Annotated in this window: 24 protein-coding genes; 6 read left to right on the forward strand and 18 right to left on the reverse strand. The window is 69.7% G+C overall.

Going from position 1 to position 25,754, the window contains the following annotated elements:
• The first annotated feature begins 12 nt into the window (after window positions 1-12).
• The 3 genes from AFL01nite_RS07335 (at window position 13) to AFL01nite_RS07345 (ending at window position 2,590) form a co-directional block, all read left to right on the forward strand.
• Window positions 13-774, forward strand: a complete 762-nt coding sequence (locus AFL01nite_RS07335; RefSeq protein WP_246119630.1) for a glycerophosphodiester phosphodiesterase family protein — start codon at window positions 13-15, stop codon at window positions 772-774.
• On the forward strand, window positions 771-2,117 hold the full coding sequence (locus tag AFL01nite_RS07340) for an MFS transporter (protein WP_146826950.1): 1,347 nt from the start codon (window positions 771-773) through the stop codon (window positions 2,115-2,117). The genes AFL01nite_RS07335 and AFL01nite_RS07340 overlap by 4 nt, the downstream gene beginning before the upstream one ends.
• A gap of 83 nt (window positions 2,118-2,200) precedes the next feature.
• Window positions 2,201-2,590 (forward strand): RNA polymerase-binding protein RbpA, encoded by a 390-nt coding sequence (locus AFL01nite_RS07345; protein WP_146826952.1) that lies wholly within the window; start codon window positions 2,201-2,203, stop codon window positions 2,588-2,590.
• Here the strand turns inward: AFL01nite_RS07345 and AFL01nite_RS07350 are convergent.
• Genes AFL01nite_RS07350 through AFL01nite_RS07360 form a run of 3 tightly spaced genes read right to left on the reverse strand, consistent with a single transcriptional unit; the run spans window position 2,580 to window position 5,838 of the window.
• On the reverse strand, window positions 2,580-3,305 hold the full coding sequence (locus tag AFL01nite_RS07350) for a polyprenol monophosphomannose synthase (protein ID WP_222593432.1): 726 nt from the start codon (window positions 3,303-3,305) through the stop codon (window positions 2,580-2,582). The two genes, AFL01nite_RS07345 and AFL01nite_RS07350, sit on opposite strands and share 11 nt — an antisense overlap.
• Window positions 3,302-4,762 carry an apolipoprotein N-acyltransferase gene (gene lnt, locus AFL01nite_RS07355; RefSeq protein ID WP_146826955.1) on the reverse strand — a complete coding sequence of 487 codons (1,461 nt, stop codon included), beginning with the start codon at window positions 4,760-4,762 and terminating at the stop codon, window positions 3,302-3,304. Before lnt ends, AFL01nite_RS07350 begins: the two co-directional genes overlap by 4 nt.
• On the reverse strand, window positions 4,759-5,838 hold the full coding sequence (locus AFL01nite_RS07360; protein ID WP_146826957.1) for a M24 family metallopeptidase: 1,080 nt from the start codon (window positions 5,836-5,838) through the stop codon (window positions 4,759-4,761). Before AFL01nite_RS07360 ends, lnt begins: the two co-directional genes overlap by 4 nt.
• Before the next feature lie 85 nt (window positions 5,839-5,923).
• Between AFL01nite_RS07360 and AFL01nite_RS07365 the strand changes: the two genes are divergently transcribed.
• Window positions 5,924-7,474: a M20/M25/M40 family metallo-hydrolase gene (locus AFL01nite_RS07365; protein ID WP_146826959.1), complete on the forward strand. Its 1,551-nt coding sequence runs from the start codon at window positions 5,924-5,926 to the stop codon at window positions 7,472-7,474.
• 76 nt (window positions 7,475-7,550) lie between these two features.
• A complete protein-coding gene (locus AFL01nite_RS07370; protein ID WP_146826960.1) occupies window positions 7,551-8,450 on the forward strand; it encodes a 5'-3' exonuclease in 900 nt (299 codons plus the stop codon).
• On the opposite strand, the gene AFL01nite_RS07375 is transcribed toward AFL01nite_RS07370, so the two are convergent.
• The 7 genes from AFL01nite_RS07375 to pafA form a co-directional block, all read right to left on the reverse strand.
• Window positions 8,440-11,160: a DEAD/DEAH box helicase gene (locus AFL01nite_RS07375; RefSeq protein ID WP_146826962.1), complete on the reverse strand. Its 2,721-nt coding sequence runs from the start codon at window positions 11,158-11,160 to the stop codon at window positions 8,440-8,442. The genes AFL01nite_RS07370 and AFL01nite_RS07375 overlap by 11 nt on opposite strands.
• A 19-nt stretch (window positions 11,161-11,179) precedes the next feature.
• A complete protein-coding gene (tatC, locus tag AFL01nite_RS07380; RefSeq protein ID WP_246119631.1) occupies window positions 11,180-12,022 on the reverse strand; it encodes a twin-arginine translocase subunit TatC in 843 nt (280 codons plus the stop codon).
• 5 nt (window positions 12,023-12,027) lie between these two features.
• Window positions 12,028-12,249, reverse strand: coding sequence for a twin-arginine translocase TatA/TatE family subunit (gene tatA, locus AFL01nite_RS07385; protein WP_146826964.1), 222 nt, complete (start codon window positions 12,247-12,249; stop codon window positions 12,028-12,030).
• A 10-nt stretch (window positions 12,250-12,259) separates the two neighbouring features.
• Entirely contained in the window at window positions 12,260-13,222 is a 963-nt protein-coding gene (locus AFL01nite_RS07390) for a helix-turn-helix transcriptional regulator (RefSeq protein ID WP_146826966.1), read from the reverse strand.
• Window positions 13,219-14,175, reverse strand: coding sequence for a helix-turn-helix transcriptional regulator (locus AFL01nite_RS07395; protein WP_146826968.1), 957 nt, complete (start codon window positions 14,173-14,175; stop codon window positions 13,219-13,221). The genes AFL01nite_RS07390 and AFL01nite_RS07395 overlap by 4 nt, the downstream gene beginning before the upstream one ends.
• A gap of 10 nt (window positions 14,176-14,185) precedes the next feature.
• Window positions 14,186-15,064, reverse strand: a complete 879-nt coding sequence (locus AFL01nite_RS07400; protein WP_146826969.1) for an FKBP-type peptidyl-prolyl cis-trans isomerase — start codon at window positions 15,062-15,064, stop codon at window positions 14,186-14,188.
• Between the two features lie 96 nt (window positions 15,065-15,160).
• Window positions 15,161-16,522: a Pup--protein ligase gene (gene pafA / locus AFL01nite_RS07405; protein WP_146826971.1), complete on the reverse strand. Its 1,362-nt coding sequence runs from the start codon at window positions 16,520-16,522 to the stop codon at window positions 15,161-15,163.
• A gap of 168 nt (window positions 16,523-16,690) precedes the next feature.
• On the opposite strand from pafA, the gene AFL01nite_RS07410 reads away from it, so the two are divergent.
• Window positions 16,691-19,555 (forward strand): immune inhibitor A domain-containing protein, encoded by a 2,865-nt coding sequence (locus AFL01nite_RS07410; RefSeq protein ID WP_146826973.1) that lies wholly within the window; start codon window positions 16,691-16,693, stop codon window positions 19,553-19,555.
• Here the strand turns inward: AFL01nite_RS07410 and prcA are convergent.
• From prcA to arc, 8 genes are read right to left on the reverse strand one after another with little or no spacing between them, the layout of a single operon-like run.
• Window positions 19,540-20,232, reverse strand: a complete 693-nt coding sequence (gene prcA, locus AFL01nite_RS07415; RefSeq protein WP_146826975.1) for a proteasome subunit alpha — start codon at window positions 20,230-20,232, stop codon at window positions 19,540-19,542. The two genes, AFL01nite_RS07410 and prcA, sit on opposite strands and share 16 nt — an antisense overlap.
• Window positions 20,233-20,239: 7 nt before the next feature.
• Entirely contained in the window at window positions 20,240-21,052 is an 813-nt protein-coding gene (gene prcB / locus AFL01nite_RS07420; RefSeq protein WP_146827089.1) for a proteasome subunit beta, read from the reverse strand.
• The gene (locus tag AFL01nite_RS07425) at window positions 21,052-21,246 is read right to left on the reverse strand and encodes a ubiquitin-like protein Pup (RefSeq protein WP_146826977.1); all 195 of its coding nucleotides are present in this window, start codon (window positions 21,244-21,246) and stop codon (window positions 21,052-21,054) included. The genes prcB and AFL01nite_RS07425 overlap by 1 nt, the downstream gene beginning before the upstream one ends.
• Before the next feature lie 16 nt (window positions 21,247-21,262).
• Complete coding sequence (gene dop, locus AFL01nite_RS07430; protein WP_146826978.1) at window positions 21,263-22,765, reverse strand: depupylase/deamidase Dop; 1,503 nt, start codon at window positions 22,763-22,765, stop codon at window positions 21,263-21,265.
• A 39-nt stretch (window positions 22,766-22,804) separates the two neighbouring features.
• Window positions 22,805-23,035 carry a hypothetical protein gene (locus AFL01nite_RS07435; protein ID WP_146826980.1) on the reverse strand — a complete coding sequence of 77 codons (231 nt, stop codon included), beginning with the start codon at window positions 23,033-23,035 and terminating at the stop codon, window positions 22,805-22,807.
• A 36-nt stretch (window positions 23,036-23,071) separates the two neighbouring features.
• Window positions 23,072-23,533, reverse strand: coding sequence for a VOC family protein (locus tag AFL01nite_RS07440; RefSeq protein ID WP_246119632.1), 462 nt, complete (start codon window positions 23,531-23,533; stop codon window positions 23,072-23,074).
• 19 nt (window positions 23,534-23,552) lie between these two features.
• The gene (locus AFL01nite_RS07445; RefSeq protein WP_246119633.1) at window positions 23,553-24,005 is read right to left on the reverse strand and encodes a GNAT family N-acetyltransferase; all 453 of its coding nucleotides are present in this window, start codon (window positions 24,003-24,005) and stop codon (window positions 23,553-23,555) included.
• A 14-nt stretch (window positions 24,006-24,019) separates the two neighbouring features.
• Entirely contained in the window at window positions 24,020-25,669 is a 1,650-nt protein-coding gene (gene arc, locus AFL01nite_RS07450; protein WP_246119634.1) for a proteasome ATPase, read from the reverse strand.
• Between the last annotated feature and the right edge of the window lie 85 nt (window positions 25,670-25,754).

The raw sequence follows: 25,754 nt of genomic DNA on the forward strand, positions 1-25,754 counted from the left end.
AGGTTTGGTCGCGTGAGGACACCGCCGTACCTCGAGCCGCATCCGCCAATCGCGTTCGCCCACCGTGGTGGCGCGATGGTCGAGGAGAACCTCGGGATCGAGAACTCGCTCGCCGCGTTCACGCACGCCTACGACCTGGGCTACCGGTACATGGAGACCGACGTGCGGTGCAGCCGCGACGGCGTCGTCTACGCGTGTCACGACGAGAAGCTCGACCGCCTGCTGGGTCACGACACGGCCATCGCCGACCTCACGTCCGCGGAGATCGACCGGGCCCTGCTCGGCGACCGCGAGCCGATCGTGCGGCTGCAGACGCTCGTCGAGTCCCTGCCCGAGGCGCGCTGGAACATCGACGTGAAGGCCGACGACTCCGTCGACGCCACCACCGAGCTGGTCGACAGCCTCGGCATCCTCGACCGCATCTGTCTCGCCTCGTTCTCGCACGCCCGCCTCGTGCGGATGCGCCGGGCCCTCCCCCGGGTCGTCACCTCCGCGTCGTCCCGCGAGGTCGCCCAGATGGTGCTGACCGGCCGCGTCCCGAAGGCGCCGCTGATCCTCCAGGTTCCGGTCCGGCACGGTCGCGCGCGGGTCATGACGCCGAGGTTCCTGCAGCGCGCCCACCGCACCGGGAAGTTCGTGCACGTCTGGACCGTCGACGAGCCCGCCGAGATGCACCGCCTCGCCGACCTCCGCGTCGATGGGATCATGACCGACCGCACCGACCTGCTCAAGCAGGTGCTGACCGAGCGCGGCCAGTGGAAGGACCCCGCATGAGCAACGACCTCGTCGCGACCCACCGCGATCGCGGCCGCGTCGTCGTCTGGGGGCTGTGGGACTGGGGCTCGGCCGCGTTCAACGCCGTCATCGTCACGTTCATCTTCTCGGTCTACCTCGTCGAGGGCGTCGGCGACGACGTGCCGGGGCCGTTCCGCGCCGCCACGTGGCTCGGGATCTCCAGCGCCGCCGGCGCGATCCTCATCGCCGTGATCGCGCCGGCCCTCGGCCGCCGCTCGGACGCCGGCGGGGCCCGCAAGAAGAGCCTGTTCTGGCTCACCGCCACGGTCGTCGTCATCACCGCGTCGCTGTTCTTCGTCGAGGACGACTGGCACTTCCTGTGGCTCGGCCTCGTGCTCATGGCGGCGGGCTCGGTGATCTTCGAGCTGGCGAACGTCCCGTACTTCGCGATGCTGCGCCAGGTCTCGACCCCCGACGACGTCGGCCGCGTGTCCGGCTTCGGCTGGGCGATGGGCTACTTCGGCGGCATCATCTTGCTGCTGATCTGCTACTTCGGCTTCGTCGCCGGCGACGGCGACACGCGCGGCTTCCTGGGCGTGTCCACCGAGGACGGCCTGAACATCCGGCTCATCGCCCTGCTGGCGGCCGTGTGGTTCCTCGTCTTCGCGATCCCGCTGTTCCTCAAGGTCCCCGAGCTGCCGCCCACGGCGAACCCCGACGAGCCGCGCGCGAGCATCGCCGACTCCTACCGGGGCGTCTGGTCCGACATCCGCCAGATGTGGCGCGAGGACCGCTCCACCCTCAAGTTCCTCGTGGCGAGCGCGTTCTTCCGCGACGGCCTGGCCGGCGTCTTCGCCTATGGCGCCGTGCTGGCGGTGTCGGTCTACTCGATCTCCAAGGACGACGTGATCCTGTTCGGCGTCGCGGCCAACGTCATCTCGGCCGCCGGCGCGCTGCTGGCGGGCCGCTACGACGACGTCGTGGGCCCGCGCGCCGTGATCGTGTTCTCGCTCGTGTCCATGCTGGCCTGCGGCCTCGTCCTGCTCTTCGTCGAGGGCCCGCGGAACTTCTGGATCTTCGGCCTCGGCCTGTGCCTGTTCGTCGGGCCCGCGCAGTCCGCCTCGCGCACCTACCTGACCCGGATCACCACCCCGGGCCGCGAGGGCCAGAACTTCGGCCTCTACGCGATGACGGGCCGCGCCGTGTCGTTCATGGCGCCGCTGATGTTCGCCCTCTCGATCTGGGCCGGGAACCTGGTGCTCGACACCGACACCGACCGCTGGGGCATCTTCGGGATCATGATCGTCCTCGCAGCCGGGCTGATCCTGCTGCTGCTCGTGCCGAAGGACGTCGAGGACCGTGCCCGGCGTCTCACTCGTTGACGGGTGAAACTCCGCTCTCAGGGGAATCTCACGGGATTGGGCTACGTTGGAATGGACGGACACCACCAGAAGGGGGACCGACCATGGCAGAACGAGCCTTGCGCGGAGCGCGGCTGGGAGCCCAGAGCTTCGAGGACGAGCGCGGAGTCGAGATGGCACCGCGTCAGCAGATCGAGTACGTGTGCGCCGATGGCCACACCTTCACCGTGACGATGTCGGACGAGGCCGAGGTTCCGGCCGAGTGGGAAGACCCGAAGACCGGCCAGATGGGCCGCCGCGTCGGCGGTGGCGAGCCGGACCGGAAGGAAGAGAAGGCCGTGCGCACGCACTGGGACATGCTCCTGGAGCGTCGTTCCGAGGCCGAGCTCGAGGAGATCCTCACCGAGCGTCTCGAGATGCTGCGTGGCGGCGAGATCGGCCCGCCGCACCTGCACCGCAAGAGCAAGTCGCGGAAGAAGTCCGTCAGCGCCTAGCGCCGAACGGATTCATCCGCTGGAGGCCCCACACGGTGACCCGTGTGAGGGCCTCTTTCACGATGTCGAAGCTCATCTTCGACTGACCGTGCACCCGCTCGACGAACGTCACCGGCACCTCGGCCACCGCGAGCCCGGCGAGCCGGGTCTGGCGGGTCATGTCGATCTGGAAGCAGTATCCCTGCGACTCGACCGCGTCGAGGTCGATCGCCTCGAGCGTCTCGCGGCGGAACGCGCGGAAGCCCGCGGTGGCGTCCTTGACGCCCAGGTCGAGCATCAGCCGGGCGTAGAGCGACGCGCCCCGCGACAGCGCCTCGCGACGCTTGGGCCAGTTGACGACCGAGCCGCCCGGCACCCAGCGCGAGCCGAGGGTCAGCGGAACCCCCGAACGGGCCGACTCCAGCAGCTTGCCGAGGTCCTCGGGCCGGTGCGAGCCGTCGGCGTCCATCTCGACGAGGATCTCGTAGCCATGGGCCAGGCCCCAGGCGAAGCCGGCACGGTAGGCCGCACCCAGACCCTCCTTGCCCTGCCGGTGCAGGACGTGGATGCGCGGGTCGTCGACGGCCAGCTTGTCGGCGATGTCGCCGGTGCCGTCCGGGGAGTTGTCGTCGGCGACGAGGATGTCGACCTCGGGCTGCTCGCGCAGCACGCTGTCGCAGATCCAAGCGACGTTGTCCGCCTCGTTGTAGGTCGGGATGATGATCAACGTCTTCATGTCCGCCGCTCCGCTCGTAACTTCCATTTACCGAGGGCCCATCCTGCCACGGACATGACGTAGATCACCACCGCCCACCGGTCTCCCCACGTCGTGGCGGGCGTCGTGCCGTGCGCGGCCTGCACCCGGGCGATGACGGTGGCGGGCTCCTTGGCGTCGGCACGGCCCTCGACGCGCCCCTGCGGGTCGACGATGCCGGTGATCCCGTTGGTCGACGCGACCGTGACCCAGCGCCCGGTCTCGATCGCCCGGAGCCGCGAGATCGCCCACTGCTGCTGGGGCTGCACGCCGCGGCCGAAGTCCATGAAGCTGGCGTTGCTGGTCTGCACCGCCAGCACCTCGGCGCCGAGGTCGACCGCGCCGTGGACGGCGCCGTCGTAGGCGATGTCCCAGCAGATCGTCAGCCCGATCGAGAGGCCGTCGAGCGTCATGACGCCCGGCTCGTCGCCGGCCACGATGTCGCGCGGGATGTCGCGGTCGAACCGAGGGACGAGCGACCCGAGCTGCTCACGGAACGGCACGTACTCGCCGTAGGGCACCGGGTACTGCTTGAGGTAGACGTCCTCGCGCGGACCGTTCTCGTCGACGAGCACCGAGGCGTTGTAGGCGGTGTCGTCGGTCGGACCGTTGAGGATGGCGCCGACGAGGATGGGAGCGCCGAGCCGCTTCGACAGGGCCACCACCTCGTCGCGCGCGAACGCGTTCTCGGTGACGTCGAGGTCCGAGCCGTTCTCGGGCCAGATCACCACGTCGACCGGCCGGTCGATGCGCTCGGTCTCCTTCACGTGGAGGCGGAAGATCTCGGCCCGCGGCCACTGCAGGAACGGACCGGGGGTGTTGCCCTGCACCACGGCCACGGTGCGCTCCTCTCCCCCGTCGGCGATCCCCACGGGCAGCGCCAGGCCGATCGCGGGGATCGCGATCGCGGCGGCGAGGGCCACGAGCCGGCGGTCGGTCACCGCCACCACGAGCAGCCCGGCCACCAGCGCCATCAGCCAGGACGTCGCGGGCAGGGCGACGAGTCGCACCCACCCCTCGAGCGGCGTGTCGATCGCCGTGTGGGACAGGCGGCCCCACGGGAACCCGCTGAGCGGAACGGCCCCGCGGACCTGCTCGCCCGCCGCCCACACGGCGGCGGCCCACACGGGCCAGAACGGGGCGCACACCGCGGCGCGCAGCACCCAGGTGATGCCGGCGATGAACAGCGCCTCGATCAGCACCAGCGCGACCCACGCCCACGGGTCGACGGCGTTCATCCACCAGATGAGCGGTCCCATGAAGGCCAGCCCGAACGCCAGGCCCGTCGCCAGCACCCACCGGACGGGAGCGTCCCGCAGCGTGCGGACCACCGCCAGGAAGCCCGCGAGGGTGAGGACCATCAGGCCCGGCACCGCGAGCGGCTCGAACGCCGCCGCGGACGCGGCCCCCAGCAGGGCGGCCGCGAGGACGTGTCTCACAGTCGGACGAGATCGCGCGGGGTGTTGTTGAGGACCTCGACGCCGTCCTCGGTGCACACGACGATGTCCTCGATACGCGCGCCCCACTGTCCCTCGACGTAGATCCCGGGCTCGATCGAGAACGCCATGCCGGCCTCCAGCTCGAGGGTGTTGCCCTCGACGATGTACGGCTCCTCGTGCGTCTCCTGGCCGATCCCGTGGCCCGTGCGGTGGATGAAGCGGTCGCCGTAGCCGGCGTCGGCGATGATCTGGCGGCCGACCGCGTCGACCGACTCCGCGGTCACACCCGGCCGGGCGTACTCGCGCTGCGCCTGCTGGGCCTGCTTCAGCACCTCGAGCATGGCGACGTAGCCCGGGTCGGGCTCGCCCCCGGCGACGTAGTTGCGGGTGGAGTCCGAGCAGTAGCCGGCGGGCGTCGTGCCGCCGATGTCGACGACGACCGGCTCCCCGGCACGGATCACTCGGTCGGAGACCTCGTGGTGCGGGGACGCGCCGTGGGGACCGGACCCGACGATGACGAAGTCGACCTGCTCGTGGCCCTCCTCGACGATGGCACGGGCGATGTCGGCGCCGACCTCTCGCTCGGTGCGACCCGGACGCAGCCACTCCCCCATGCGGGCGTGGACGCGATCGATCGCTGCACCGGCCTCGCGCAGGGCCTGCACCTCGGCGTCGTCCTTGACGGTGCGCAGGTGCGAGACCAGCTCGCCGCCGAGCACCAGCGTCGACTCGGGCAGGGCCTCCTGGAGCGCGAACACGCGCGACGCCCACATCTGGTCGTCGACCGCCACCACGTCGGCGGACCCGACGAGGTCGGCCACGACGGCGTAGGGGTCGTCGGTCTCGCTCCACGTGACGATCGGCATGGTCACCCCGGCCGCCTCGGCCGCCGCCCGCTCGAGTCCGGGGACCACGAGGTGGGAGCCCAACTGCGTCACCACCAGGCAGGTCAGCCGTTCGAGCGGTTTCGCGGCGTACCCGGTCAGGTAGCGCAGGTCGGCCCCGGGGGTCACGAGGAGGGCGTCGATGCCGTGCTGGCCGGCCAGGATGCGGGCGCTGTCGAGACGTTCGGTCACCCCCTGAGGCTATCTGGCGCTCCCGACGAAGCTGTGTGAACGTAGGTCATGTCTGTTCCATCACACCCACAAGGATCGGGGGTCCATGAAAAGGGCCATCATCGCCGCGTCTGCGGTTGTCCTCACCGCCGGCCTCGTCACCGCGTCACCCGCGGAGGCGAAGCCGGGACCGGCAGTACCGAAAGGTCAGACCACCAAGCTGACCAAGGCTGTCCAGGTCAACGGCATCCTGAAGCACCTGCGCCAGTTCCAGCGCATCGCGAACGCCAACGACGGCAACCGCGCGTCGGGCCTGCCCGGCTACGAGGCGTCCGTCGACTACGTCACGCAACAGCTGCGGAAGTCGGGTTACACCGTCAAGAAGCAGGCGTTCACCTTCCCGTTCTGGCAGGACCTCAGTCCGGCCACCCTGACGGTGGACGGGTCCACGGTCGAGACCGCGAGCTTCACCTACTCGGGCGACGGCAGCATCACCGGGCCGATCGTCCCGGCGAACGTCACGCTCCCGCCCACGGCTCCGCCGGGTGAGACCGAGTCCGGCTGCGCGGTCAGCGACTTCCAGCCCGCCCCGGCCGAGCCGGCGATCGCGCTGGTCCAGCGCGGCACCTGCCCATTCGGTGACAAGGTCGACAACGCCGTGGCCGCGGGCTACGACGCCGTGCTGATCTTCAACGAGGGCCAGGAGGGTCGCACCTCGCTGGTCGCCGGAACCCTGGGCGAGCCCAAGTCGGTTCCGGTCGCCGGACTGTCGTACGAGGACGGGGCGGCGCTCGCCACGGCCGAGAACCCGACCGGCACGTTGACGACCGACACCGAGTTCGACCCCGAGGCGACGACGTGGAACGTCATCGCCGACCTGCCGAAGAAGCGACTCAAGAAGATCAAGCACAAGGACCAGGTCGTCGTGGTGGGCGCCCACCTCGACAGCGTCGCGGAGGGTCCGGGCATCAACGACAACGGCACCGGCTCGGCGGGCATCCTCGAGATCGCCAAGCAGCTGCGCAAGACCAAGCTCGACCGCAAGCTGCAGCGGCCGGTCAGGTTCGCCTTCTGGGGTGCTGAGGAAGCCGGCCTGCTGGGTTCGGAGCACTACGTCGCGAATCTGTCCGAGCGCCAGCTGTCGAAGATCTACGCCAACCTGAACTTCGACATGATCGGCTCGCCGAACTACGCGCGGTTCGTCTACGACGGCGACGGCTCCGACGGCGACGCCGGTCCGGCCGGCTCGGGTGCGATCGAGAAGGTCTTCACGGGCTATTTCGACAGCAAGGGCCTGGCCAGCGAGCCGACCGCCTTCGACGGGCGGTCGGACTACGGCCCGTTCATCGCTGCCGGCATCCCGGCCGGCGGCCTGTTCACCGGTGCCGAGGGCGTCAAGACGCCCGAGCAGGTGCCGCTCTACGGCGGAACGGCCGGCGTCGCGTACGACGAGTGCTACCACTCCGAGTGCGACGACATCACGAACGTGAACGTCGACGCCCTCCACGAGATGGGTGACGCCGCGGCGTTCGCGGTCGCCACGCTCGGCCTGTCGAAGCGCGGCCTCTACCCCGACGGCAGCCGCAAGGCGGCCAAGAAGGGCAAGGCCACGGGTCAGGCCCACACCAAGGTGCACTCGCACGCGCCGGTGCGCTGACACCGCCCCTGAGTCGTCCCCGTCACCGTTCGCGGTGGCGGGGACGACCCGCGTCCGACGTGCCATCATGGGCGCCATGTCCTCGCGACTGCTGCTGCTCGACACCGCCAGCCTCTACTTCCGTGCGTTCTACGGCGTGCCCGACTCGATCAAGGCGGCCGACGGCCGCCCGGTCAACGCGGTGCGCGGCATCCTCGACTTCCTCGCCACCTTGCAGGCGCGCTACGAGCCGGCGGCCGTCGTGGCGTGCTGGGACGACGACTGGCGACCGGCGTGGCGGGTCGAGCTGCTCGACACCTACAAGACCCACCGCGTCGCCGATCCCGAGGCCGGGATCGAGGAGACGCCCGACCTGCTCGCCCACCAGGTGCCCCTCATCGCCGAGGCCCTGACCCTGGCCGGTGCCACGGTCGTCGGCGCGCCCGAGGCGGAGGCCGACGACGTCATCGGCACCCTCGTGCACCGCTGGGAGACCGGGATCGACGTCGTCACCGGTGACCGCGACCTGTTCCAGCTCGTCGACGACGCGCGCGACGTCCGGGTGCTCTACACGGCACGCGGCGTCAGCAAGCACGACGTCGTCGACGCGGCCTGGGTGCGCGAGAAGTACGGCATCGAGCCCGGACAGTACGTCGACTTCGCCGTGATGCGCGGCGACGCGTCCGACGGCCTGCCGGGTGTGCCCGGCATCGGCGACAAGACGGCGGCCACGCTGCTGCGCGAGTTCACGGACCTCGACGGCATCCGGGCGGCCGCGGCCGATCCGGGCTCGTCGCTGCGGCCGCGCATCCGCCAGTCGCTGCTGGACTCGGCCGACTACATCGACGCGGCCGTCAAGGTCGTCACCGTGCGTCCCGATCTCGACCTCGAGGACCCCGTGACGGGTGTCATGGACGTCGAGGCGCTGCGGACGTTCGGCGAGCAGTGGAACGTCGCCGGACCCGTCGAGCGGCTGCTCGAGTCCGTCACGACGTGACGCTGGAGTAGGCCACCACCCCGGTGCGCAGCTCGTCCAGCGCCTGCCGCGCCGTGTCCCGCACGGGCCCCGGACCGGACGCGTCGGCGATCTGGGCCACCGTGTCGATGAGCTGCTTCATCGCGCGCACGAAGTCGCCGGCCGCCATCTCGGCGGCGCCGAGGACCAGGTCCAGACTCACGCCCTCGCACCACAGCCAGACCGCGTGCGCGAACCCGAAGTCGGGGCGGCGCAGGAACTTCAGCCGGTGCTCGCGCTCGAGCTGGTCCATCTGCAGCCACAGCAGGCCGAGCGACTCCGCCGCCTGGGCCACGGTCTTCGTCGGGAACCGCGGCGGCGGCGCCTCGTCGGAGTTCCGCGCGGTGTAGGTCAGTCCGCTCGCGACGGCGGCGAACTCCGCCGGCGACAGCCCGGACCAGACGTCGTGGCGCAGCGACTCGCTGACCACGAGGTCCAGCTCGCCGTAGATCCGCTGCAGTCGGCGACCCTCCTGCGTGACCTCGTCACCGTCGAGATAGCCGAGCGTGTCCAGGACGACGCAGACGCGGTCGAACTGGCGGGCCACGCTGTTGGTGCGCTGCTCGACCCGACGGCGCATGCTGTCGGTCTCGCGGTCCAGCGCGATCAGGCGCTCGGCCCAGCGCGCGTGAGCCTCCCGGTCGGGGCACGCGTGGCACGGATGGTCGCGCAGCTCGCGCCGCAGTTCGGCGATGCGCGGGTCCTCGGCGGTCGGACCCTCCCGGTACGCCCCGCGGTACTCGGCGAGGTGTCCGGCCCGATCACGCAGCGACGACGCCAGGTCGCGCCGGGACTGGGCGTCGCGCGGGTTGAACGCCTTCGGGATGCGCATCTGCATCAGGGGGTCGACCGGCGTCGGGAAGTCGACGAGAGCAAGCCGGCGGGCGTGCCGGTTGGCGGTCAGCACCATCGGGCGCGGACCTTCGACGTTGTTCGCATCCGGATCGAGCACCACCGCGAGCCCCGAGAACTTGCCCGCCGGGACGTTGATGACGTCCCCGCGCTTGAGGCGGGTGAGCGACTCCAGCGCCTCCTCGCGCCTGGCGGCGCGGCGCGACTTCGATCCCGCCGACTCCAGGTCGCTGAGCCGGCGTCGCAACCCCATGTACTCCATGAAGTCACCGCGCTCGCACGTCGCGGACTCGCGGTAGCCCTCGATCGCGTCGTCGGCCTTCCGGACCTTCTTGGCCAGGCCCACCACGGCGCGGTCCGCCTGGAACTGGGCGAACGACATCTCCAGCAGTTCGCGGGCACGCTCGCGCCCGACCTGGTGCACCAGGTTGACCGCCATGTTGTACGACGGGCGGAACGACGAGTTGAGCGGATACGTGCGGGTCGATGCCAGGCCGGCGACGTGGCGCGCGTCCAGCCCCGGCTGCCACAGGACGACGCCGTGACCCTCGACGTCGATGCCACGGCGTCCGGCGCGGCCGGTGAGCTGGGTGTACTCCCCCGGCGTGACGTCGACGTGGTTCTCGCCGTTCCACTTCGTGAGGCGGTCGATCACGACCGAGCGTGCCGGCATGTTGATGCCGAGGGCCAGCGTCTCGGTGGCGAACACGACCTTCACCAGCCCGGCGCTGAACAGGTCCTCGACGCACTCCTTGAACGTGGGCAGCATGCCCGCGTGGTGCGCGGCGATGCCGCGGCCGATCCCCTCGCGGAACTCGTGGAAGCCCAGCACCGCCAGGTCCTCGTCGGGCAGGTGGGCGCAGGCGGCGTCGACGTGGGCGTGGATGGCCTCGCGCTCCTCCTGCGACGTCAGGATGAGGCGGGCGGCCAGGCACTGCTCGACCGCCGTGGCGCACCCGGCCCGGCTGAAGATGAAGACGATCGCCGGCAGCAGGCCCTCGGACTCGAGCTTGAGGACGATGTCGATGCGGTCGGGGGTGCGGTGGCGGCTGCGTGGGCGTCGTCCGCCCTTCTGCGGCCGTCGCGAGCGGTTCTTGGAGAACGCCCGGTTCCACTGCGCGTCGTCACGCGCCATCTGCTCGAGGGTGTGGTTGACCTCGGTGCTGTTCGGCTCGAAGAGGTCGAACATCTTGCGGCCCACCAGCACGTGCTGGTGCAGCGGCACGGGACGCTTCTCCTCGACGATCGTCTCGGTCTCGCCGCGCACCTCGTGCAGCCAGGCTCCGAACTCCTCGACGTTGGAGACCGTGGCCGACAGCGACACGATCGACACCGACGGAGGCAGGCCGATGATGACCTCCTCCCAGACCGCGCCGCGGAACCGGTCGGCCAGGTAGTGCACCTCGTCCATGACGACGTGCCCGAGGTTGTTCAGCGTCGATGACCCCGCGTAGATCATGTTGCGCAGGACCTCGGTCGTCATGACGACGATCGGCGCCTCGCCGTTGATCGTGTTGTCGCCGGTCAGCAGGCCGACGTTCTCGGCGCCGTACCGGTCGGTGAAGTCGCTGAACTTCTGGTTCGACAGGGCCTTGATCGGCGTCGTGTAGAAGCACTTGCGGCCGGTGGCCAGCGACAGGTGGACGGCGAACTCGCCCACCAGGGTCTTGCCCGAGCCCGTGGGTGCGGCCACGAGCACGCCGTGACCGTCCTCGAGCGCCTCGCAGGCGCGGACCTGGAAGTCGTCCAGCCCGAACGGATACAGGTCTCGGAAGGCCGCGACGTGCGGGTGCTTCCGGTCCTGGCGGAATCGGGCGTACTGCTCGGCCGGGGTGGACATGCCTCCAGCCTACGGAGGATCAGTCGGCGAGGCCTTCAGGAGCGTCGAGTGGCGAGGCCTGCTCGTCGTCCCAGGACGACTCCGCGCGGCTGCGACGGCGGTCGGTGACCCGGGCGATGATCTCGGACACGAAGTACAGCCCGCTCATCGGGATCGCCAGGAACAGGAACGTCACCGGGTCGACGGTGGGCGTGGCGATCGCCGCGAAGACGAAGATGCCGATGATGATCCACGGCCGGGAGCGGATCAGCTGGGCGCCGCTGACCGCGCCGATCCGGTTCAGGATGACCACGACGACGGGAATCTGGGCACCCACGCCGAACAGCACGATCATCCGCGTCGCGAAGCTGAGGTAGTCGGCGCCGTTGAGCAGGTTCGTCCAGCCCTCCGGCGCGAAGCCCACGAGCAGTTCGATCGCCTTCGGGAACGTCCAGTAGCCGACCCAGGCGCCGCCGATGAACAGCGGCAGGCAGGTGACGGTGAGCAGCGCCGCGGCGCGCTTCTCGTGGCGGTGCAGGGCCGGCAGCACGAACGCCCACAGCTGCCACATCCACACCGGGCTGGACAGCACGAGGCCCGCGATCACGCTGGTCTTGAGCTGGAACTGGAAGGCGCCGCCGATGCCGCTGACGATCAACTCGCTCTCGATGCCCTCGGCCTCGAGGGCCGGCCGGACCTGCTCGTAGGGCGCGGTCAGCCAGTCGAGGATCTCGGGGTAGAAGTTCCAGGCGATCACGACGCCGATCGCGACGGACAGCAGCGCCTTCGTGAGCCGCGAGCGCAACTCCGCCAGGTGGTCGAACAGCGGCATCTCGCCGCTGGGACCCCGCTGGTGCCGGGTCCGCCCGAATCCGAGCGCCACCCCGGTCAGACGGTGGGGTCGTCGCGGCGTTCGGTGGAGGCCGGGTCGATGGAGCGCGGCGTCGAGTCGGCCTTCTTCTCCTCCTGCTCGCTCTCGCGGATCTCGGACTTGAAGATGCGCAGCGCACGGCCGGAGCCGCGAGCCAGCTCGGGCAGCTTGCGGCCGCCGAACAGGAGCAGGACGATCCCCAGGATGATGAGGATCTCGGTGGCACCGAGGTTGGGCATGGGGATCTCCTTAGGCGGAACTGGTTCCATCGTACGCGGCCAGCGCTGAGCGAGCCGCATCCCGTACCTCGTCGGCGAACCCCGCCGGCTCGACGACGCGGGCGTGACCACCGGACCGCATCACGACGCGACGCAGCCACGACGGGTCGCTGCCGAACAGCCGCGCGCGGACCGACCCGTCGGGCCGCTCCTCGAGGACCTCCATGCGGTACTGCTCGAGCAGCCAGTCGGCGCCCGCGTCGACCTCGACCACGACCGACGGGGTGTCGGGGCCCTGCGGGAACAGGTCCTCCAGCCGGGTGCGCTGGCCGGCGTCGGTGGTGACCGGGGCGTCGAGCACGGTGGCGGCGACGATGCGGTCGACCCGGAAGAGCCGGTCGGCCTCGACCTTGTGGCACCACGCCGAGAGGTAGCGGTGGCCGTCCTGGGTGAACGCCCGGTGCGGGTCGACGACCCGCTCGCTCTGCTCGTCGCGCGTGTCGTTGGCGTAGACCATCTGCAGCTGGCGGTTGCCGGCCAGGGCCTCGGCGACGGCCGACTGCACCGCCGGGTCGACCGCGGGCAAAAGCACGTCGACCGACGTGTCGACCTCGGTGCCGGCCGCCTCCGCGAGCTTGGCCAGGGCCGAGTCGACGAGCGCGGCCTGGTCGCCCGCGGCCGACTGCCGCAGCGTGCGCAGCGCCACCATGAGCGCGGCCGCCTCGCTGCGCGAGACCCGCAGCGGGCGCGGCATGAAGTCGGCGTCGCGGATGTGGACGACGCCCTCGTCCTGGAGCGCGGTGACGTCGAAGTCGATCAGCTCGCCGTGGAACTCGCCCCAACCGGTGAGCATCATGATCTCGAGTTCGCGCTGGGCCTGGGCCGGCTTGATGTTGAACTCGCGGGCGAGGTCGGCCAGCGGGATGCCCTGGTTGCTCTGCAGGTACGGGACCATCGCGAGCATCCGGACGACCTGCTTGAGGGACGGATTCATGCGTGGACCTCCGCGATCGCGCGCAGCCGCTCGATGACGGCGGCCCGCAGCTCGGGCGGCGACACGACGAGCACGTCGGGTCCGTAGGACGCGATGTCGCCGGCGATGTCGCCCTGGACGGCGTACGCGACCTCGACCTCGTCGGTGGTGTCGTCGAGGCGATCGACCCGCACGGCGTGCCGGCGCAGGGACTGTCCGCGGCCCGCCGTGACCTGCAGGACGGCCGTGGCGTCGGGCTCCGGCGGGTGGAGCGCCCGCGCGACCTTCTTCAGGTCGGCGTCCTCGGGCACCTCGTACTCCCCCGGGTCGCCGTCGGGCTTCACGTCGCCCACGATGCGCGAGAGGCGGAACAGCCGCGGTCCGCCGCGGTCGCGGTCGAAGCCGCCGACGTACCAGTGCTCGCGGTAGGACGTCATGCCCCACGGCTCGAGGTGGCGCAGGGTGGTCTCGCCCTCGGGCCGCCGGTACTCGAACGCGATCGGCATCCGGCGCCCGGTGGCGTCGAAGACGGCGTCGAACGCGGGCTCGTCGGCGCTGAGACGCGCTTCGGTCATGCGCAGGACGGACGGGTCGATGTCGTTGCCGATGGCCTTGAGCTTCGCGAGCGCCGTCGTGGTCTCGGCCGCCATCCCGGCGTGGTCCCACAGCTGCCCGGCGAGGCCGAGGACGGCGGCCTCCTCGACCGTGAGGTCGATCTGGGGCAGCTCGACCTCGGCCCGCAGGAGCCGGTAGCCGGTGACGCCGCCGAGGGCGTCGTACGTGCCGGTCTCGATCTCCAGGCCGAGGTCGCGCAGCTCCTGCTTGTCGCGCTCGAACTTCCGCTCGAAGGCCACGTCCGTGTCCTCGCGGTACTCCGCGATCGACGACCGGATCTGTTCCTTCGTCAGGTACTGGTTCGTGGCCAGGAGGGTGAAGACGAGGTTCATCAACCGTTCGGTCTTCCGCTGGGCCATGAGCGAAAGACTAGCTGGCGTCGAGCAGGTCCACGACGAAGATCAACGGCCCGTCGGGCTTGCCTTCCTTCTTCGCGTTCTTGCCGAAACCGTCCTCGACCGTGCAGGTCACCACGACGCGGCTGCCGACCGTGTTGCCCGGGATGAGATCGGACCAGCACGGGGCGACCGAGCCCTCGGCGATCGAGATCTGGCGGGGACCGGTGGACCACGACTCGTCGAACACCTGACCGGCGGGGTACTTCTGGCCGACGTAGTGCACGCTGAGCGTCGCGCCCTTGGCGACCGGGTCGCCGGTGCCCTTGATCAGGACCTCCAGGCCGGACTTCTTCAGCGGGGCCGTCTTCTTCGTCTTGACGAACTTCGCCGGGTGCTTGTCCTTGTCGAAGGTCAGCTTCGGCAGCGTGGCGGACGGGGCGACAGCCTTGCCCTTGGCCTCGGTGGGCACCTTGGAGACGAGATCGAAGAGGAAGACCATCGTGTCGTCCTTCTTCATGCCGAGGGACTCGACGCTCTGCAGCAGCGAGGCACCGTCCTTCGAGGGCACCGACACCAGGACGCGCGAGCCGATGTCCTGGCCGACGAGGCCCTTGTAGAAGCCCGGCAGCGCCGTCTTCTTGTTGAGGGTCAGCGTCATCGGCGTCTCGTTCTTGAAAGAGTTGTCGAACTCCTTGCCGGTGCGGCCGTTCACGGCGACGTAGTTGATCTTGATCGTGTCACCGTCGGCGACCTCGTCGCCGCCGCCCTTGGAGACGACCCGCGACTCGGTCTTCGTGGCCGTGTAGTCCTCCTCGACCGTGACCTTCGGGGTGTCGGCCTTGCTGACCTCGATCCCGTCGAGGTCGTTGCCACCTCCGCAGCCGGCGAGGACGAAGGATGCGGTGGTCATGGCAACCACGAGAGCAGTACGACGCACGATGAGGTTCCTCCTGGGGATCGATGCCGTGGCCACACTAACCGGCGATCCCAAGGAACGACTGAGAGGTCACATCGAGTCGATGAGGCGCTGGACGCGGTCGTCCTGCGAGCGGAACGGGTCCTTGCACAGCACGGTGCGCTGGGCCTGGTCGTTCAGCTTCAGGTGCACCCAGTCGACCGTGAAGTCGCGGCGGCGCTCCTGGGCCCGCGCGATGAAGTCGCCCCGGAGCCGGGCGCGGGTGGTCTGCGGGGGCACCGACTTGGCGGCGAACACGTCGAGGTCCTTCGTCACCCGGGCGACGGCGCCCTTGCGCTCGAGCAGGTAGAACAGCCCGCGGTCGCGCCGGATGTCGTGGTAGGCCAAGTCGAGCTGGGCGATGCGCGGATCGGCCCAGGACAGGCCGCGCTGCGTGCGGTACCGATCGAGCATCCGGTACTTGATCACCCAGTCGATCTCGCGCTCGATCAGGCTCAGGTCCTCACTCTCGATCGCCTTGAGCGTACGCTCCCACAGGTCCATCGTGCGGTCGATGGTGGGGGCGCGGAGGCCTTCGCGGTCGATGAACTCGGCCGCCTTCGAGAAGTACTCCGCCTGGATCTCCAGCGCCGACAGCTCGCGGCCGTTGGCGAGCTGGACCTTGCGGCGGCCGGTCATGTCGTGCGAGATCTCGCGGATCGCGCGGATCGGGTTCTCGAGCGTGAGGTCGCGCATCGTGACGCCGGCCTCGATCATCCGGAGCACGAGGTCGGTCGTGGCGACCTTCAGCATCGTGGTCGTCTCGCTCATGTTCGAGTCACCGACGATCACGTGCAGCCGCCGGAACCGCTCGGCGTCCGCGTGCGGCTCGTCGCGGGTGTTGATGATCGGTCGCGAGCGCGTCGTGGCGCTCGAGACGCCCTCCCAGATGTGCTCGGCGCGCTGGCTGACACTGAAGACGGTGCCGCGGGGTGTCTGCTGCACCTTGCCGGCGCCGCAGATGATCTGGCGCGAGACCAGGAACGGGATGAGGACGTCGGCCAGCTTGCTGAACTCGCCGCCCCGGCCGACGAGGTAGTTCTCGTGGCAGCCGTACGAGTTGCCGGCGGAGTCGGTGTTGTTCTTGAACAGGTAGATGTCACCCTCGACGCCGTCCTCGGCGAGTCGCTGCTGGGCGTCGAGCATGAGGCCCTCGAGGATCCGCTCCCCCGCCCGGTCGTGCGTCACGAGGTCGACGATGTCGTCGCACTCGGGCGTCGCGTACTCGGGGTGGGAGCCCACGTCGAGGTACAGCCGCGCGCCGTTGCGCAGGAAGACGTTGCTGCTGCGCCCCCACGAGACGACCCGGCGGAACAGGTAGCGCGCGACCTCGTCCGGGGACAGACGGCGCTGGCCGTGGAACGAGCAGGTGACGCCGTACTCGTTCTCGATTCCGAAGATCCGCCGGTCCATGACGTCAGCCTAGACCCGCGGGTGGCACGGAGTCGGATGTCGAGACGCCGGCCGCACGCGGCGACGCAACAGCCTCTTCCATCTCACGCATTCAAGGCGCAGGATGAGCGGGTGTCCGTGCATCGGTGCACGGCTGCCGGGTCTCGACCCGGTTCGGGGAGGAGAAGCATGACCATGCGCAGAACCACAGGAGCACGCAGGCGTTACCTCGCGATCGTGCCCGCACTGGCGTTGACCACCACCGGGCTCGCGCTCGGCTCGTACTCGGTGGCGGCGACCCCGCCGCCCGCGCCGACCACCGGCGAGGCCCAGAAGGCCCCGGCCGGCTACATCAACTACGTCGCCCCCCAGGTCGAGAGCGCGTTCACGCCGGACAAGCCGGTCGAGCTGGGCGGCAAGGCTGTGTCGAAGCGGTCGGCGAAGCGCCAGCAGCAGGCGCTCATCCGGGCCAAGCAGGTCGACCGCAAGCACAGCCAGGGCAACCCGGTGGCGGCTCGCCAGCTGGCCCGGGTCGAGGCCGAGTCGATCCGCACCGGCCGCAGCCCCAAGTCGGTCTGGTCGAAGCGGTTCAAGAAGGCCAGGACCACGCAGCAGGCGAAGCTGCTCACGATCCTGGTCGAGTTCAACGAGCAGGCGAACGACGACTTCAGCGGCGCGATGGTCCCCGACGGCTTCAGCGCCGAGACCTGCGTGCCGGGCACCGTGCAGAACGGGCCCACGCACAACCAGATCCCCAACCCGGCCGACAGCGAGCTGCCCGACAACAACTCGATGTGGGTCAAGGACTTCTCGCCCGAGCACTTCAACGCGATGCTCTACTCCAAGCGGGGCATCACCGAGCGCGTCCGCAAGGACCTGCGCGGTCCCGACGGGCGGCGCGGCATCGACATCTCCGGCTACACGATGAAGAACATGTACGAGGAGATGTCCAAGGGCGCCTACACCGTCGGCGGCACCGCCACCCCGTGGGTCACGGTCGAGCACTCGGAGGCCTACTACGGCGCCACCGTCTGCCACCAGAACGACGCGGGTGAGTGGGTCTACGGCGCGATCCAGGACATGCAGGGCCACCCCGACAACGAGCGTGGACCCGGCCAGTTGCCGATCGACGCCGTGGCCGCGCTGGCCGAGGCGCAGCCGAACTTCCCCTGGGCCGACTACGACATCGAGGACCAGGGCGACGTCGACGGCGACGGCAACCTGTTCGAGCCCGACGGCGTCATCGACCACGTGGTCCTGGTGCACGCCGGCGAGGACAAGTCCGGTGGCGGCGGCGCCGAGGGCCCGTACGCGATCTGGGCGCACTCCTCCGCCGTTCCCGGGGGCGCTCCCGTTCCCGGCACGAACCTGCGGCTGTCGAACTACATCGTGCAGCCCGAGGACTCCGGGGTCGGCGTGTTCGCGCACGAGTACGGCCACGACCTGGGCCTGCCGGATCTCTACGACACGGCCAGCGGCGGCGACTCCGACGTCGACTTCTGGGACCTGATGGCCTCCGGGTCGCACTCGGGCCCCATCTTCCAGTCGATGCCGACGCACATGGGCCTGTGGGACAAGTGGGTGCTCGGCTGGGCCGATCCCGTGGTGGTCGAGCCCGGCGAGCGGGCCCGCAACATCAAGGTCGGGCAGACGAGCCGGACCCCGAAGGGCACGGCCGACGGCATCCAGATCAACCTGCCGGACAAGGTCGTCACCCGGGCCGAGCCGCACAGCGGCGACAACATGTGGTGGGGCGGCAACGACCAGAACTGGGCGATGAACTCGCTGACCCGCTCCATCGAGGTGCCGAACGCGGCCGACGCCAGGTTCTGGATGTGGAACAACTACGTCATCGAGCAGGACTGGGACTTCGGGTTCGTCGAGGTCTCCACCGACGGTGGGGCGACGTGGACGCCGCAGAAGGTCTACGACGAGGAGGGCACCGAGGTCACGACCCCGGAGGACTATCCCGATCCCAACGGCAACCTCGAGGCGTTCGGCGACCGGCGCTTCGGCCTCACCGGCACCAGCGACGGGTGGCGCCACGACTACATCGATCTCGGCCCCTGGGCCGGCCAGACCATCCAGGTCCGGCTGATGCAGTCCACCGACGCGGCCTTCACCGAGCGCGGCTGGTTCGCCGACGACTTCTCGGTGACCGGCGGCGGCGAGACCACGTTCACCGATGACGTCGAGGGCGGCGCCAACGGCTGGACCGCCACCGTCGGCACCTGGGTCGCGGGCGAGGCGCTCGGCGCGGGCTGGACGATCGACACCGGCACGACGTCGGCCGCCCAGTACTACCTGGTCGAGTGGCGCAACCTCGACGGCTTCGACAAGGGGCTCAAGTACGCGTACGACACGACGTACCAGAAGCTCGGCGGCGAAGGCGCGTGGAAGGTCGAGAAGATCAGGTACAACGCCCCCGGTGCCCTCGTCTGGTACCGCGACACGTCGTACGGCGACTCGAACCACGTGTTGAACAACCTCACGACCCTGCCCAGTGAGGGCGCCAAGGGCGGCCTGCTCATCGTCGACAGCCACTTCGACCCGCTGCGGCGCAGCGGGGCGAACGCGGCCAACGACCCGAGCACGCTGAAGAACCTGCCCTCGCGTCCGCAGTCGTCCAACGCGGCGTTCAACCTGTTCGGGACCTACCCGTTCCGGGAGTGCACCACGAAGGCCGACTTCACCGGCGAGGCCTGCAACCGGTTCGGCAGCCAGCGTCGCGTCACCACCTTCACCGACACGAAGGGGTGGTACCCGGGCATCGAGGTGCGCGGTGAGGACCTGTTCTACCGCGACGCGGACGCGTCGACCGTCGTGCCGTCGCGGGGCAACGCCCCGTACAGCACGCGGGTCGTCGACGAGAACGGCCAGCCGCTCACCGAGCTCTACGGTGAGGACATCGGCCTGGTCACGCCGCTCGGCTCGGGTGACCCGGCCGACGACGGGGTCGCGTTCGGCACCGGGGTGAAGGTGTCGCAGACGATGTCGCGCAACATGGCGGCGCTGCTGCGGATCACCCCGCCGAAGGCTCAGCCCAGGAGCTGAGCGACCTGCGCCTGGCCCAGCCGCTTGAACTTTCGCGGCTGGGTCCGGGTGCGGTCGAGGACGGCGACCTCGAGGTCGTCCGCAGCGATGGTGCGGGCGGGCTCGGTGTCGTTGCCCAGCGCCGTCAACGCGAGGCGCAGGGCCTCGGCCAGCGGGAGCTCGGCCGCGTAGTGCGTGCTGAGGTACTCCTCGACCTTGTCGCTCTGGCCGCCCATCACGCCGTACGCCGGGACGTCGGCGACGGAGCCGTCGTACGTCAGGCGGTAGATCTGGTCGGTGGCGGGTGTGGTGCCCACCTCGGCCACGAAGATCTCGACCTCGTACGGCTTCTCGCCGCCGCTGGAGAAGATCGTGCCGAGCGTCTGGGCGTAGGCGTTGGCCAGCCCGCGTCCGGTGACGTCGCTGCGCGCGTAGGAGTAGCCGCGCATGTCGGCCAGCCGCACGCCGGCGATGCGCAGGTTCTCGAACTCGTTGTAGCGCCCGACCGCGGCGAAGCCGATGCGGTCGTAGATCTCGCTGATCTTGTGCAGGGCCCGCGAAGGGTTCTCGGCGACGAAGATGATGCCGTCGGCGTAGCGGACGACCGCGACGGAGCGGCCCCGGGCGATGCCCTTGCGGGCGAAGTCCGCCCGGTCCTTCATCAGCTGTTCGGGCGAGACGTAGAAGGGGGTGGTCATGGCGCTCCTAGGTCAGCGGGGCGGACGGACCGTCGGGCGACTGCATGCGCCCGCCGATCACGCGGTCGGCGATCTCGGCGGTGGCGGACTCGTCCCACGCCCGGTACCCGTCGCGGGTGATGACCGAGACGAGCGGGAAGATCCGCCGGGTCAGGTCGGGACCACCCGTGGCGGTGTCGTCGTCGGCGGCGTCGTAGAGTGCCTGGATGACGGCGGTGACGGCGTCGGACTCGCTCATGCCCTGGCGGTACAGCTTCTTGAGCGAGCCGCGGGCGAACGTCGAGCCGGAGCCGACGGAGTGGAACGTGCGCTCCTCGTTCTTGTTGCCGGTGACGTCGAACGCGAAGATGCGCCCGCACTCGGCGTCGAGGTCGTAGGCGGCGAACAGCGGCACGACGGCCAGGCCCTGCATGGCCATGCCGAGGTTGCCGCGGATCAGCGTCGCGAGGCGGTTGGCCTTGCCGTCGGTCGAGAGCGTGATGCCCTCGATCTTCTCGTAGTGCTCGAGCTCGACCTGGAACAGGCGCGTCATCTCGACGGCGATGCCCGCGGTGCCGGCGATGCCGACGCAGCTGAACTCGTCGGTCGGGAAGACCTTCTGGATGTCGCGCTGGGCGATGACGTTGCCCATGGTGGCGCGGCGGTCGCCGCCCATCACCACTCCCCCGTCGAACGTCGCGGCGACGATCGTCGTCCCGTGCGTCACGTCGAGACCGGACACGGACCCTCCGGAGGCGTGCGGCAGCAGATCAGGTGCCTGGGTGGCGAGGAACTCGGCGAACGATGAGGAGCCGACGGCGCGGAAGCCGCCATCGAGCATCACTGCCCGCCCTTCTGGACGAAGCTGCGCACGAACTCCTCGGCGTTCTCCTCGAGGACGTCGTCGATCTCGTCGAGGATCGAGTCGACGTCGTCGTCGAGCTTCTCCTTGCGTTCGGCATCGACCTCGGGAGTCTCGACCTGCTCTTCGTCGACGTCGCTCTTGCGCGTCGTCCTGTGCTGTTGCTCGGCCATGTCTCCACCCTATCCACTAGCGACCCGTGATGGCCCGGAAGAGTTCGGTGGACGTCTCGACGCGCGCGAAGAGCCCGTCCACGTGTTCGGCGGTGCCCTTCAGCGGCTCCATCGTCGGCACGCGCTGCAGGGAGTCGTAGCCCGGGAGATCGAAGATCACCGAGTCCCAGGACGCGGCGGCGATGTCGGGCGCGAAGCGCTGCAGGCACCGGCCACGGAAGTAGGCGCGCGTGTCGCGGGGCGGCTCGGTGACGGCGTCGGCGATGACGTCGTCGGAGAGCAGCCGGTCCATGCGGCCCGCGGCCAGGAGCCGGTGGTAGAGCCCGCGCTCGGGACGGATGTCGTGGTACTGCAGGTCGATCAGGTGCAGCTTGGCGTGGTCCCAGTCGAGGCCGTCGCGCTCGCGGTACTGCTCGAGCAGCGCCAGCTTGGCGACCCAGTCGAGCTCGCGCACGAGGCTCATCGGGTCGTCGGCGAGCCGGGTGAGCACGGACTCCCAGCGCTCGAGGACGTCGTCGGTCTCCTCGTCGCTGCCCTCGGTCTCGACGAACTTCTTCGCCTGCTCGAGGTAGTGGCCCTGCAGCTCCAGCGCGGTGATCGTGCGTCCGTCGGCCAGCTCGACCGTCTGCCGCAGCGAGGGGTCGTAGGAGATCTGGTGCAGCGCGCGGACCGGGTCGGCCAGCGCGAGCGGCTCGGGCAGGGCGTCGGCCTCGATCATCGCCAGCACCAGCGAGGTGGTGCCGTGCTTGAGGTAGATGGAGGTCTCCGACAGGTTGGCGTCGCCGATGATGACGTGCAGGCGGCGGTACTTCTTCGGATCGGCGTGCGGCTCGTCGCGGGTGTTGATGATGGGCCGCTTGAGCGTCGTCTCCAGGCCGACCTCGACCTCGAAGTAGTCCGAGCGCTGGCTGATCTGGAACGCGTGGACGCTGCCGTCCTGGCGCTGGCCCACGCGGCCGGCACCGGTGATGACCTGGCGGCCGACGAAGAACGGCGTCAGCTGCTGCACGATCGACAGGAAGGGCACGTCGCGGCGCATCAGGTAGTTCTCGTGCGAGCCGTACGCCGCACCCTTGTTGTCGACGTTGTTCTTGTAGAGGACGATCGGCGCGACCCCGGGCACGCGGGCGGCGAGCCGGGCTCCGCGGGCCATGACCAGCTCGCCGGCCTTCTCCCAGCGGACGACGTCGAGCGGGCTCGTGACCTCGGGGCTGGAGTACTCGGGGTGGGCGTGGTCGACGTACAGCCGGGCGCCGTTCGTGAGGATGATGTTGGCCAGGCCCATGTCCTCGTCGGTGAGCTGCGAGGGGTCGGCCACGTCGCGGCCGAGGTCGAACCCACGCGCGTCGCGCAGCGGGCTCTCCTCCTCGTAGTCCCAGCGCGCCCGCCGGGTCAGCCCGTTCGCGGCGGCGTACGAGTTCACGACATGGGTCGCCGCGACCATCGGGTTCGCCTGGGGCTGCCCCTGGACGGCGATCCCGTACTCGACCTCGGACCCCTGCACTCGTCGGACGCTCACGCCTTCACCCTACGCGGGCGTGCCCGCTGGAGGCCGCGTTCACCGGCCGACCGCGAGCGGAGAGCCGCCGCGGATCTCCCGGGCGGTCTCACTGCGCGGGTCGAAGACGATGTGACCGTCGGCGAACGTCCAGGCCGTCAGGCCCCGGTGCAGGGGCGCGCCCCACACCGCGGCACCGCCGGTCTCCTCGTACCGGGCCTCGATCGTCCGGTACGGGCCGATCTTGGGCGCCCCGCCGCTGCGCGCCCACGCGCCGAGCTCTGTCGTCATGTCGACAAAGAGTCAGCGCCGTGGCCGACCGATACGTCACGCGCCGGCGGAGTCGTCCTCGACGTCGACCATCCACGGCGTCCCGAAGCGATCGATGCACATCCCGAAGGCCGAGGTCCAGAAGGTCGGCGCCAGCGCCATCGTCACCTCGCCCCCGGCGGCCAGCGCGTCGAACACCTCGCGCGCCCTCGTCGCGTCAGGAGCGGTGTACGACACGGAGAATCCCATCTTCGGGCCACCGTCTCCGGTCGGGTCGTCCGATCCCATGAGCAGGTCGTCACCGATGCGCAACGACGCATGCATCACCGAGTCGGGATCGGCGCCGGGCATGCGTGCCTCCTCCGGCACCTCGCTCGTGCGCATGACGGCCGCTTCACCGCCGAACACCTCGCCGTAGTGCGCGAAGGCCTCGGCGCAGGTGCCGCCGCTGAAGAAGAGGTACGCGTTGATCGCCATGTCGATCCCCGATCCTGAGAGGTGGTCGGTCACTCCCAGCATGCAGCCGATCTCCGACAGATCACAAGGTCTTGCCGAGGTGGACCGCGTCGTCGTACCCGGCGTAGTAGCCGAACGGCTCGACGTCGACGTAGCCGGCCGAGCGGTACAGCGCGATGGCCTCGGGCTGCTCGAGGCCCGTCTCGAGGACGAGCCGCGTGATGCCCTGCCGCGCGGCACTGCGCTCGAGCTCGTCGAGGATCTGCCGCGACAGTCCCTGACCGCGGTGGGAGTCGAGCACGAACATGCGCTTGATCTCGCCGTCGGTCTCGCCCGCCGGACCCCCGCGACGCCAGCCGCCCATCGCGACCGGGATCTCGTCGACGTAGCCGATGAAGAAGATCCCGTTGGGGTGGTCGAACTCCGAGGGGTCCATCGGCGAGGCGTCGCCCACCTCGGTGGCGTAGCGCCGGACGTACTCGGCCTGGACCAGCTCGGTCAGCTTCACGGCGTCCGGGTGGTCGTAGCGGACCACGCGCAGTTCGATGGTCAGAGGTACTGTCCCGTGTTCGCGACCGTGTCGATCGAACGACCCGGCTCGTTGCCGCCCTTGCCCGTGATGAGCGTGCGGATGAAGACGATCCGCTCGCCCTTCTTGCCCGAGATCCGCGCCCAGTCGTCGGGGTTGGTGGTGTTGGGCAGGTCCTCGTTCTCCTTGAACTCGTCGACGCAGGCCTGGAGCATGTGCTGGACCCGCAGGCCCTTGCTGCGGTGGTCGAGGAAGTCCTTGATCGCCATCTTCTTCGCACGGTCGACGATGTTCTGGATCATCGCGCCGGAGTTGAAGTCCTTGAAGTACAGGACCTCCTTGTCGCCCCCGGCGTACGTGACCTCGAGGAACTGGTTCTCCTCCGTCTCGGTGTACATCCGCTCGACCGTGCGCTGGATCATCGCGTGCACGCAGGCCTCGCGGTCGCCGCCCCACTCGCGCAGGTCGTCCTCGTGCAACGGCAGGCGCGACGTCAGGTACTTGCTGAAGATGTCGCGCGCGGCCTCGGCGTCGGGGCGCTCGATCTTGATCTTCACGTCGAGGCGGCCGGGTCGCAGGATCGCGGGATCGATCATGTCCTCGCGGTTGGAGGCGCCGATGACCAGGACGTTCTCGAGCCCCTCGACGCCGTCGATCTCGCTCAGCAGCTGCGGCACGATCGTGTTCTCGACGTCGGACGAGACGCCCGAGCCGCGGGTGCGGAACAGCGAGTCCATCTCGTCGAAGAACACGATGACGGGGGTGCCCTCGCTGGCCTTCTCGCGGGCGCGCTGGAAGACGAGACGGATGTGCCGCTCGGTCTCGCCGACGTACTTGTTCAGCAGCTCGGGGCCCTTGATGTTGAGGAAGTAGGAGCGACCCTCCTCCCCCGTCCGCTCGCTGACCTTCTTGGCCAAGCTGGCGGCGACCGCCTTGGCGATCATCGTCTTGCCGCAGCCGGGCGGGCCGTAGAGCAGGATGCCCTTCGGCGGCTTCAGCTCGTGCTCGACGAAGATCTCGGGGTACAGGTACGGCAGCTCGACGGCGTCCTTGATGATCTCGACCTGGTTGCCGAGGCCGCCGATGGACGTGTAGTCGATGTCGGGCACCTCTTCGAGGACGAGCTCCTCGACCTCGGACTTCGGGATGCGCTCGTAGACGTACCCGGCGCGGGTGTCGAGCAGCAGCGAGTCGCCGGCCCGCAGCTTCTCCTCGCGCAGCGTGTCGGCCAGCCGCACGACCTTCTCCTCGTCGGCGTTGCCGAGGACGAGCGCGCGCTCGCCGTCGGCCATCAGCTCCTTGAGCATGACGACCTCGCCGACCTGCTCGAAGTCGAGCGCGGCCACCACGTTCATGGCCTCGTTGAGGATGACCTCCTGGCCCTTGCGCAGCGCGTCCTTGTCGACGGCGGGGCTGACGTTGACCCGCAGCTTGCGGCCACCGGTCATGACGTCGACGGAGTCGTCGCCGTTGCGCTGGAGGAAGGTGCCGAATCCGGTGGGCGGCTGCGCCAGGCGGTCGACCTCCTCCTTGAGGGCCACGATCTGGTCGCGGGCCTCGCGCAGGGTGGACGTCAGACGCTCGTTCTGGGCGGCCGTGCTCGCAAGACGCGCCTCGGCATCGGCGAGGCGGGCCTCGACGTACCTGTCGGTGTGCTCACTACCGGTCATGTGCACCTCCTGGAGGGATTGATCCGACCCTACCCGTCGGAACCGTCCGTACCAGTCCATCTTGCGCCTCAGATGTTTCGATCGT

The organism is Aeromicrobium flavum, assembly GCF_007992115.1.
GTDB classification, from domain to species: domain Bacteria; phylum Actinomycetota; class Actinomycetes; order Propionibacteriales; family Nocardioidaceae; genus Aeromicrobium; species Aeromicrobium flavum.